The 9,197-nt window shown below is 62.7% G+C and carries 12 protein-coding genes and 1 pseudogene; 1 reads left to right on the forward strand and 12 read right to left on the reverse strand.

What is annotated here, in order from left to right; genetic code table 11:
• Positions 1–13 precede the first annotated feature (13 nt).
• Positions 14–412 carry an META domain-containing protein gene (locus A3728_RS14160; protein WP_067924959.1) on the forward strand — a complete coding sequence of 133 codons (399 nt, stop codon included), beginning with the start codon at positions 14–16 and terminating at the stop codon, positions 410–412.
• Here A3728_RS14160 and recO read toward each other — a convergent pair.
• From recO to A3728_RS14220, 12 genes and pseudogenes are all read right to left on the reverse strand, one after another.
• Positions 393–1,118 (reverse strand): DNA repair protein RecO, encoded by a 726-nt coding sequence (gene recO, locus A3728_RS14165; RefSeq protein WP_067924985.1) that lies wholly within the window; start codon positions 1,116–1,118, stop codon positions 393–395. The genes A3728_RS14160 and recO overlap by 20 nt on opposite strands.
• Positions 1,118–1,447 carry a DUF1491 family protein gene (locus A3728_RS14170; RefSeq protein ID WP_067924963.1) on the reverse strand — a complete coding sequence of 110 codons (330 nt, stop codon included), beginning with the start codon at positions 1,445–1,447 and terminating at the stop codon, positions 1,118–1,120. Before A3728_RS14170 ends, recO begins: the two co-directional genes overlap by 1 nt.
• An 18-nt stretch (positions 1,448–1,465) precedes the next feature.
• Positions 1,466–2,374 carry a GTPase Era gene (era, locus tag A3728_RS14175; RefSeq protein ID WP_067924965.1) on the reverse strand — a complete coding sequence of 303 codons (909 nt, stop codon included), beginning with the start codon at positions 2,372–2,374 and terminating at the stop codon, positions 1,466–1,468.
• Positions 2,371–3,057: a ribonuclease III gene (gene rnc / locus A3728_RS14180; protein ID WP_067924968.1), complete on the reverse strand. Its 687-nt coding sequence runs from the start codon at positions 3,055–3,057 to the stop codon at positions 2,371–2,373. The genes era and rnc overlap by 4 nt, the downstream gene beginning before the upstream one ends.
• Positions 3,054–3,893 carry a signal peptidase I gene (gene lepB, locus A3728_RS14185; protein ID WP_067924971.1) on the reverse strand — a complete coding sequence of 280 codons (840 nt, stop codon included), beginning with the start codon at positions 3,891–3,893 and terminating at the stop codon, positions 3,054–3,056. The genes rnc and lepB overlap by 4 nt, the downstream gene beginning before the upstream one ends.
• Before the next feature lie 84 nt (positions 3,894–3,977).
• Positions 3,978–4,406: a holo-ACP synthase gene (acpS, locus tag A3728_RS14190; protein ID WP_067924974.1), complete on the reverse strand. Its 429-nt coding sequence runs from the start codon at positions 4,404–4,406 to the stop codon at positions 3,978–3,980.
• Complete coding sequence (locus A3728_RS14195; protein ID WP_201722156.1) at positions 4,403–4,879, reverse strand: nucleoside deaminase; 477 nt, start codon at positions 4,877–4,879, stop codon at positions 4,403–4,405. The genes acpS and A3728_RS14195 overlap by 4 nt, the downstream gene beginning before the upstream one ends.
• Positions 4,876–5,628 carry a pyridoxine 5'-phosphate synthase gene (locus tag A3728_RS14200; RefSeq protein WP_067924986.1) on the reverse strand — a complete coding sequence of 251 codons (753 nt, stop codon included), beginning with the start codon at positions 5,626–5,628 and terminating at the stop codon, positions 4,876–4,878. Before A3728_RS14200 ends, A3728_RS14195 begins: the two co-directional genes overlap by 4 nt.
• Before the next feature lie 26 nt (positions 5,629–5,654).
• Positions 5,655–6,317 (reverse strand): DUF2062 domain-containing protein, encoded by a 663-nt coding sequence (locus A3728_RS14205; protein ID WP_067924987.1) that lies wholly within the window; start codon positions 6,315–6,317, stop codon positions 5,655–5,657.
• Position 6,318: 1 nt separating this feature from the next.
• Positions 6,319–8,502: pseudogene (locus A3728_RS14210) on the reverse strand (RelA/SpoT family protein); the annotation flags it as partial.
• Positions 8,503–8,535: 33 nt separating this feature from the next.
• Positions 8,536–8,889: a DNA-directed RNA polymerase subunit omega gene (gene rpoZ / locus A3728_RS14215; protein ID WP_067924982.1), complete on the reverse strand. Its 354-nt coding sequence runs from the start codon at positions 8,887–8,889 to the stop codon at positions 8,536–8,538.
• 71 nt (positions 8,890–8,960) lie between these two features.
• On the reverse strand, positions 8,961–9,197 hold a 237-nt coding region (locus A3728_RS14220; RefSeq protein WP_236630514.1), incomplete at its 5' end, for a 2-amino-4-hydroxy-6-hydroxymethyldihydropteridine diphosphokinase.

Raw genomic sequence — 9,197 nt, forward strand, 5'->3', positions numbered from 1 at the left:
TGAAAGCCACCGCATGAAATACCTGATTTGCGCTGCCGCCCTCGTCACCCTTTTCTCCGGCTGCAAGAAGGACGAAACCGTTCGCGCCTATGGCGGGGGGGACGCCACTTGGAAGTTGGTAGAACTCAATGGCACCACGTTTGCCGCCGATGCGACCATCGCCTTTCCGGAAAAGGGCAAGATCACCGGGACAGGCCCCTGCAATGAATTCGCGAGCACGATCGAAGTGCCCTATCCATGGTTCAAGGCGGGCCAGATCCAAAGCAGCCGAAAAGCCTGCCCCGCCCTTGCGGCGGAAACCGCGTACTTCCGCGCCCTGACGGATGCAACGCTGGTCGAGGTATCGGATCAGGTCATGATCCTGTCGAACACGGATGGGCTCAGCCTCGTTTTCAAGGCGCTCGAGCAATAAGCGAAACGAGCCGGGCGCGTGCATCCGGCAGCGGACGATCCCCCAGACCCCGGGCGAGATGTGCGCTCATGAAATGTCCTGTCGTCGCCAGTGCCGTTACGATCTCGGCGTTGTCGGCAGCGCCCTCGCCGCGCAAAACGTCCGGCAGGGGCAACAGGCGGCTGGCCCATTCGCCTGCCCCCGAACGGGATACCGCGCGCCCGGTCCGGGGCGAGATATAGACAAGGTCATCGCGCTGCCCGGTAACGGCGCAGGTGTCGAGGTCGAGCGCGTATCCCATTTCCGCCAGCAGGGCGACTTCCCACTGCAGATAGGCCAGCGGCCAGAGGTCATCCTGCCCCAACAGGTCCAGCAGTGCCTGCGACCGGCGATAGAGGGGCGGATGGGCTTCGCGCTCGGGCAGGCAAAAGGACAGCAGCGCCGTCACCGCGTTCAGCCCCGCGAGTGACAGCCGCCCGCTCATGGCGGTGGCCGCCCGGCTGCGCAGCGGCTCGACGGTAAAGGCACCGATGTGCTCTTCGAGCCGGGCGCGCCACGTGACGTCGATCTGGGCGCCCGGCTGCAGGATCGGCGCGATCCTGCGGCTTGTCCCGCCACGTACAACGCCCGCGTGGCGGCCCTGCGCTTCGGTGAAAACCTCGATGATGGTCGATGTCTCGCCATGGCGGCGCGCATTCAGCAGGATGCCTTCACCGCGCCATTCGATCATGCGAGCCCATCCTCCGCCAGCAGATGCCGGCCCGCGCGATCCTCGACTTCGATCACCCAGAGGTCAGGATCGAAACCGCGCTGACGGTCAATCGCCGCGTCCACGTCAGGTTCCGACCCGCTGGATAGCTCCATCCAGCGGCGATCCCCCGACTGCAGGTCAAAGGACCGATGAAAGACAGTGGCCGAGCCGTCCAGCGTGCTCAGCTTCACCAGAACGGCACCGCCCGTGTCGTCCCCATGAGCCACGACGAAAGCGGGGATGTCATGCAGCCGCAACCGGGTGAGGTAGGCGTCCACCCAGAACCGCGCCGTCAGCCGCGCCATGTCAGCCCCCGACTGTCCTCAGGCATTGCCGTCCTTAAAGTCGAGCCCCATCTCGCTGTAGCGCTCGGCCTCATCCAGCCAATTGGGCCGCACCTTGACCTGCAGGAAGAGATGCACCCGACGCCCGAGAAACGTCTCAAGTTCTTCCCGCGCGGCCTTGCCCACGGCCTTGATCGTTTCACCCTTGTTGCCAAGAACGATCCCCTTGTGACCGTCCCGCACGACGTAGATCAACTGTTCGATCCGGGCAGAACCGTCCTTGCGTTCTTCCCAGCTCTCGGTTTCCACGGTCAGCTGGTAGGGCAGCTCCTGATGCAGTCGCAGGGTCAGCTTTTCGCGCGTTATCTCGGCCGCGATCATACGCATGGGCAGATCCGCGATCTGATCTTCCGGGTAGAGCCACGGCCCTTCCGGGACTTCGCCTGCAAGCCAATGGCGCAGCGTGTCCACCCCATGCCCCTTCTCGGCAGAGATCATGAAGGTTTCGACGAAATCGAACCGCGAATTGAGATCCTTGCTCAGCCCAAGCAACACGGGAGCCTCGACCCGGTCGATCTTGTTGATGGCCAGCGCCACCCGCCGCCCCTGTGCAACTTCTCCCAGTCCTTCGAGGATACGCTCGACCCCTTCCGTCACCCCGCGGTGCGCTTCGACGAGCAAAACGACCACATCGGCATCCGCCGCGCCGCTCCACGCCGCTGCGACCATTGCGCGATCGAGCCTGCGGCGGGGCTGGAAGAGCCCGGGCGTATCCACAAAGACGATCTGGCTGTCACCTTCCATCGCCACACCGCGGATGCGCGCGCGCGTTGTCTGCACCTTGTGGGTCACGATACTGACTTTCGCCCCGACCATGCGGTTCAGGAGGGTCGATTTCCCTGCGTTCGGCTCTCCGATCAGGGCGACGAATCCGGCACGGGTGGTCATTGGTCGATCTCCAGTTTCGACAAGAGGGCAGCAGCTGCCGCCTGTTCCGCCGCCCGTTTGGACGGAGCGGTGGCCTCAGCCTCCTGCCCATCGTTCAGGCGGGCGGCAATGGTGAAGACCGGGGCATGATCCGGTCCGCTGCGGGCGGTTTCCGTATAGGCCGGGGGCGGCAGGCCGCGCGCCTGTGCCCATTCCTGCAAGGCGGTCTTGGCATCCCTTGCGTCGGCTTCGACCGTTTCGACCCGACGGCCCCAAAGGCGCAGCACCATATCACGCGCCGTATCGAAACCCGCGTCGAGGTAAACGGCGGCGATGACCGCCTCGATCGCGTCGCCCAACAGCGCCTGCTTGCGGCGCCCGCCCGAGATCATTTCGGACCGGCCCAGTTTCAGCACCTTGCCGAGGTCGACCTCCCGCGCGACGGCGGCGCAGGCTTCCTTGCGGACAAGCGCGTTGAAACGCGGGGCCAACTGCCCTTCGCTGGCCTTGCGATCCGCCGAAAGAAGCGCCTCTGCCATCACGAGGCCCAAAACCCTGTCCCCGAGAAACTCGAGCCGCTGGTTGTCATCGCGGTTGGCGGAGGACATGGAAGCATGCGTCACCGCACGCACCAGAAGCTCAGGCCGTGCAAAACGGTGCCCGATCCGCGCTTCGAAGTCCTTGAGCTCCGCCCCGAGTTTCATCGTACCGCTTCGAAAAAGCGATCCGCCCGCCAAGTCCAGAAATACAGCATGGACCGCCCGGCGGAGCTGAAGATGACCCGGTCGGCGCGACCGATCAGGTTCTCGAAGGGGACGAAACCCACCCCACCCGCACGCTGGGCCAACCGGCTGTCGGCGGAATTGTCGCGGTTGTCCCCCATGAAGAAGTAATGCCCCTCGGGCACACTGTAGACACCCGTATTGTCCGACTGCTGATTGCTGATGTTGAGGATCGGATACTGCACCCCGTTGGGCAGCGTTTCGAGCTTCCGGCTCTTGCGGCAGATACCGCCTTCGCCCACGGGGCCGTTTTCACAGCGGGGGCGCAAACCCTGGGGCCCCTGCAACGCCATGACCTCTTCGAACACGCCGGCATCTTCCAGCGTGACGGCTTCGCCGTTGATGTGCAGCACACCATTGCGCATCTGGATGGTATCGCCGGGCAGGCCGACAAGCCGCTTGATATAATCCCGTCCGGAAACCGGGTGGCGGAAAACGACGACATCGCCACGCTCGGGTTCCGACCCGAAGAGCCGCGAATTATCGCCGTCGAAGACACCGCAGATATCCTTTGCGTCGATCTCGATACCGAAGCGCGGCAGCATGACGCTGGGACAGGACGCGTATGAATAGCCGTAGGCCATCTTGTTGACGAAGAGGAAGTCGCCGATCAGCAGCGTCTCCTTCATCGACCCGGAAGGGATCCAGAACGGCTGGAAAAACAGGGTACGGAATACACCGGCGATCAGCAGCGCATAGACCACGGTCTTGATGGTCTCGATGAACGCATTGTCTGATTTCTTTTCTTTGGCAGCCATGCGGCGCCTCCTTCGTTCGGGTCTGGCGTTACATGCGGGCGGGCCGGAGCCAAGTCAAGCGACCCTGCCCCGCCACCCGCTGGCTCATGGGGTGGGCGGAGCGGTGACCGCCTGCTGAAGGGGTCGCGCCTCTATCACGACGAAGGCCTGCGCCCATGGATGATCGTCCGTCAGGGTGACGTGAATGATTGCCTCGTGCCCCGGGGGGGTCATGCTGGCGAGGCGGTCCGCCGCCCAGCCGGTCACATGCATCACGGGCTGCCCGCTGCGCAGGTTGCTCACGGCCATGTCCTTCCACGCGATACCCATCCGCAGCCCCGTACCGAGCGCCTTGGAACAAGCCTCTTTCGCGGCCCAACGCTTTGCATAAGTGCCCGCGACGTCATGCCTGCGCTCCGCCTTGCGCTGCTCGATATCCGTGAAGACCCTGTTCCGGAAACGGTCCCCGAACCGGGCCAGCGTACCTTCGATCCGCTCGATATTGGCAAGGTCGGTTCCAATGCCGAGGATCATGCGTCGCCGTCCTCATAAAGGTGCAGCACCTCTTCGGTGCCGATGCCGCCACACCATTCGAAAGGCTCTTTAGCAGCCTCGCGGAAGGCCGAAATGTCAAACTCGGGGAACATGAAATACTTTGACGCGACCTCCCCCTGTTCCGATGCGAAGATGAGCCGACGAATGCCGGAAAACTGCATGGCCGACAGACACATCTCACACGGTTGCAGAGACGACAGAAGCGTGCAGCCCGAAAGGTCCGGCTTCCCGATCCGGGCGGTTGCCGCGGAAATCGCCACAATCTCCGCATGACGGGTGGGGTCATGCGCCAGATGGACCTCGTTCACGCCGTAAGCGATCACGTCGTCGCCGTGCATGATGGCCGCCGCGATCGGAGCTTTGCTGTCCGGTCCCTCGGTCTCGCGCGCCCGGCGCAACACGTCCGCCATTACGGTCTGTTCGGCGGCGGTGGGTGTGACGTCTCCGCTCACTCTTCCCGCGCCTCGAACATGAGGCGGCGCATTTCGCGGATCGCGGGCTCCAGCCCGAGAAAGATCGCTTCCCCGATCAGGAAGTGGCCGATGTTGAGCTCCCGCACTTCCGGGAAGGCCGCGACGGGCGATACCGTGTCATAGGTCAGGCCATGGCCCGCGTGAACTTCGAGACCGAGCGAATCCGCGAACTGGGCCATCTGTTCCAGCTTGCGGAGCTCTGCCTGCGCCCTGTCCCAGTGCCCTTCGGCAAAGGCATCACAATAGGCCCCGGTATGAAGCTCGATCACCTCGGCCCCGATCCGGTTTGCCGCTTCGATCTGGCGCTCGTCCGCCGCAATGAAGATCGACACACGGCTTCCGGCTTCGCGGAGCGGCGCGATGAAATGGGCCAGCCGGTTTTCATCTTGCGCGACCTCCAGCCCGCCTTCGGTGGTGCGTTCCTCGCGCTTTTCGGGCACGATGCAGACCGCATGAGGGCGATGGCGCAAAGCGATCTTCTGCATTTCTTCAGTGGCAGCCATCTCGAAGTTCAGCGGAACGGTCAGGACATCCATCAACCCTTCGATATCGGCGTCGGAGATGTGGCGGCGGTCTTCGCGCAGATGCGCCGTAATGCCATCCGCCCCTGCCTGTTCCGCGATCTTTGCGGCCCGCAGCGGATCAGGGTAGTCCCCGCCGCGCGCGTTGCGGACCGTAGCGACATGATCGATGTTCACCCCGAGCCTCAGCTTGTCCTGTTTTTTCATCTTCGGTCTCCCGCTGGGGCTGCTTTTCATGTCTGATCCGTTCCGCGACGGGCATCCGCCTTCGCGGCCGTCTTGCGTTTGAGTGCTTCGAATTTGGCTTTTATCAGGCCCTTGCGTCGCTTCTGATAGGCCCGAAGCACCGGTACGGACAGATAATATGCCACGGTGGCGCTGATTATTCCCGGCAGGATGCCACCGATCAGGTAGGGATAGAAAACTTCGTCAAAGAAAACCGCCAGATGCGACCAGTCCTGAGGCGCACCGCTGAAGAGCGCGACGAAATTGTCCTGAAGATCGCGGCCCGCGTCGATGAACTTCTCTCCGAATGAGCGGTGTTCGTTGGCGTCAACTTGAGTGCCCAACACCCAATGCCCCGTGGCCAGCGCCGAAAGACCGATCGGCAGATATGTCAGCGGATTGCCGAAGAATGTGCCCATCAGCGCTGCAAGCATATTGCCGCGCATCATGCGCGCGATGAGCGCGGCGATGATGAAATGAAGGCCAAAGAACGGCGTGAATGATGTGAATATGCCGGCCCATATCCCGCGGGCGATCCGCTCCGGGCTGTCCGGCAGACGGCGCATCCGGTGTTTCACGTAGTGAAAGGCACGCGCCCATCCGCCGCGGGGCCAGAGAAACTCTGCCAATGCGCGCAATGTCGGCTTTGGATCACGGCGTTTGAAAATCAAGTCAGGCGTCCAGCGGCGGGCTGAGAACCCCTGCATCCGATGGCCGTGTAAGGCCGGGGCCGGGGTCCGGGTTGCGATACCTGCTGATAGCGGCCACGTCGCCTTCGGCTTCGAGGGTCAGCATGAGGGAATGAAGATGTTCTACATCCCTCAGTTCGACATGGATCAACAGGCGGTAAAAGTCGGGTTTGCGTTCTACGAATTCCAAATCGGAGATATTGGCGGAGGTCTCGCCGATCAAGGTGCAGACCCGCCCCAGAACGCCCGCGCCGTTGCCCATCGTCAGATCGAGCGTGGCACCGTAGACGGGCGGATGGTTCCCATCGTGCCAACGCAGGTCCAGCCAGCGCTGCGGCTGATCCTCGTAGGCCGACAGTCTTTCGCAGTCGATGGCGTGGACGGTCACCCCCTTGCCCCGGAAGGTGATGCCGACGATCCGTTCCCCCGGCAGCGGTTCGCAGCAGGGCGCCCTGTCAAACGACTGGCCCTGTTCAAGACCGATGACCGCGCGCCGGGAATCGATCTGGTCGGATGAGCGCGGCGCGAGGTCCGGATAGACGGATTGCACCACTTCGCTGCTTGTAAGCTCCGAACTGCCCAGCCGGGCGAGCACTTCATCGGGGGAATCCAGCCGCAGATGCCGTGCCGCCGTGCGCAGCACCTTGTCGGTAACCTTCTTGTCCACGTGATCGAAGGCCGCGCGCGCCAGTTCCTGCCCCAGCTTGATGAAACGCGCACGGTCGACCTCTCTCAGCGAGCGCCGGATCGCGGCCTTCGCCTTCCCCGTGGTGGCGATGTCCAGCCAGGTTGCCTGCGGCGTCTGGCCCTGTGCGGTGATGATCTCGATCGACTGGCCGTTCTTGACCCGCGTCCACAAGGGCACGCGCATCCCGTCGATCTTGGCCCCGGTGCAGGTGTTGCCGATACGCGTATGGATCGCATAGGCAAAGTCGATAGGCGTGGCGCCCCGCGGCAATTTGACCACATCACCTTTCGGGGTAAAGCAGAAGACCTGGTCGGCGTACATCTCCAGCTTGACAGCTTCGAGGAAATCCTCGTGATCCTCTTCGGCGTCGAATTGTTCGGTCAGTTGGGCAATCCATTTAGCCGGATCGACCGCAAATGGGTTCCGCGAACGCACGCCGTCCCGATAGGACCAGTGGGCCGCCACCCCGGTTTCTGCCACGTCGTGCATTTGCCGGGTGCGGATCTGCACCTCCACCCGCTTTCCGTCCCGACCGGACACGGTGGTATGGATCGACCGGTAGCCGTTGGTCTTCGGTTGGCTGATGTAGTCCTTGAACCGCCCCGGCACCGCGCGCCAGCGCCGGTGAATCGCGCCCAGCGCGCGATAGCAATCCTCTTCGCTGTCAGTGATGATGCGAAAACCGTAGATGTCCGACAGGCGGGAAAACGACTGATCCTTTTCCTGCATCTTGCGCCAGATGGAATAGGGTTTCTTTGCCCGTCCGAAGACCTCCGCCTCGATCTCCGCCTTTTCCAGTTCCACCCGCATGTCGCCTGTGATGCGCTGGATCACATCGCCGGTTTCGCGTTGTAGGGTGATGAAGCGGCGGATGATGCTTGCGCGGCCCTCGGGGTTGATCACCCTGAAGGCGAGATCCTCCAACTCCTCCCGCATCCACTGCATACCCATGCGTCCCGCCAGCGGGGCATAGATATCCATGGTCTCACGCGCCTTCTGCAACTGCTTGTCCGGGCGCATGGACTTGATGGTGCGCATGTTGTGCAGCCGGTCGGCCAGCTTCACGAGGATGACCCGCAGGTCCTTGGACATGGCCATGAACAGCTTGCGGAAGTTCTCGGCCTGCTTGGTTTCGGTGGAATTGAGCTGCAGGTTCGTCAGCTTGGTGACACCATCGACGAGTTCGGCGACCTCCGTGCCGAAGATCGCCTGCACCTCCGCGTAGGAGGCTTTCGTATCCTCGATGGTATCATGCAGCAGGGCTGTAATGATCGTCGCATCGTCGAGCTGCTGCTCGGTCAGGATCGCCGCGACGGCGACGGGATGCGTAAAATAGGGCTCGCCCGAATGCCGGAACTGGCCCTCATGCATTTCGCGGCCATAGTCGAATGCACCGCGAATCAACGCTTCGTTGGATTTCGGGTTGTAGGCCTGAACCAGCGTGATCAGATCGTCAGCCGTGATATCGGCGCTGCTCATGCCATCCGCCTCTGACCCCGGCGGGGGAAGGCGTCAGCCCTGCCCCTGCGCCGCCATGAGTTGCCGAAGCAGCATCTCTTCGGACATGCTGTCTTCTTCAGGCTTGTCCTGTTCCGCCCCCATGAGAAGCGCCATCGCGTCTTCTTCGGGTTCGTCGACTTCGATCTGGCTCTGATTGCTTTCGATCAGACGCTCGCGCAGTTCGTCTGCGCTTTGAGTTTCCTCGGCGATCTCGCGCAGGGAAACGACGGGATTCTTGTCATTGTCACGATCGACGGTCACGGCGGAGCCTGCGGAAATTTCGCGGGCGCGGTGCGCGGCCAGCATGACGAGTTCGAATCGGTTGGGAACCTTGTCCACACAATCTTCGACGGTGACGCGGGCCATGGGATGCTCCAATAGATCAGATGTTGCTGGAATGAGTGTATCTAGGCCCCTTTCCAGCGGTTTACAAGCACCTATTCCAAGGCGGTCACACCGTCGATGTCATCCTTGGACAGGCGGGCCAGCATCTGCCTTACGGTCAGGCCGGTGAGCGGATGCACCCAGTCCGGCGCCACCTCTGCCAGAGGGACAAGAACGAAGGCGCGATCCTCCATGCGAGGATGCGGCAGGATCAGTTCTTCGGGGGTCTTACCCACCTGTTCCGACAGGGGCATTTCCCGCCAGCGACGATGTGTCGCGGCATCCGGCAG

The organism is Sulfitobacter sp. HI0040, from assembly GCF_001634885.1.
Lineage (GTDB): Bacteria > Pseudomonadota > Alphaproteobacteria > Rhodobacterales > Rhodobacteraceae > Sulfitobacter.

What these genes read in the sequence shown, in the direction of transcription:
- A3728_RS14160 (WP_067924959.1), top strand. Translation starts at nt 14, where the DNA reads ATGAAATACCTGATTTGCGCTGCCGCCCTCGTCACCCTTTTCTCCGGC.
- A3728_RS14170 (WP_067924963.1), bottom strand. Translation starts at nt 1,447, where the DNA reads ATGGCGCGGCTGACGGCGCGGTTCTGGGTGGACGCCTACCTCACCCGG.
- era (WP_067924965.1), bottom strand. Translation starts at nt 2,374, where the DNA reads ATGACCACCCGTGCCGGATTCGTCGCCCTGATCGGAGAGCCGAACGCA.
- rnc (WP_067924968.1), bottom strand. Translation starts at nt 3,057, where the DNA reads ATGAAACTCGGGGCGGAGCTCAAGGACTTCGAAGCGCGGATCGGGCAC.
- lepB (WP_067924971.1), bottom strand. Translation starts at nt 3,893, where the DNA reads ATGGCTGCCAAAGAAAAGAAATCAGACAATGCGTTCATCGAGACCATC.
- acpS (WP_067924974.1), bottom strand. Translation starts at nt 4,406, where the DNA reads ATGATCCTCGGCATTGGAACCGACCTTGCCAATATCGAGCGGATCGAA.
- A3728_RS14200 (WP_067924986.1), bottom strand. Translation starts at nt 5,628, where the DNA reads ATGAAAAAACAGGACAAGCTGAGGCTCGGGGTGAACATCGATCATGTC.
- rpoZ (WP_067924982.1), bottom strand. Translation starts at nt 8,889, where the DNA reads ATGGCCCGCGTCACCGTCGAAGATTGTGTGGACAAGGTTCCCAACCGA.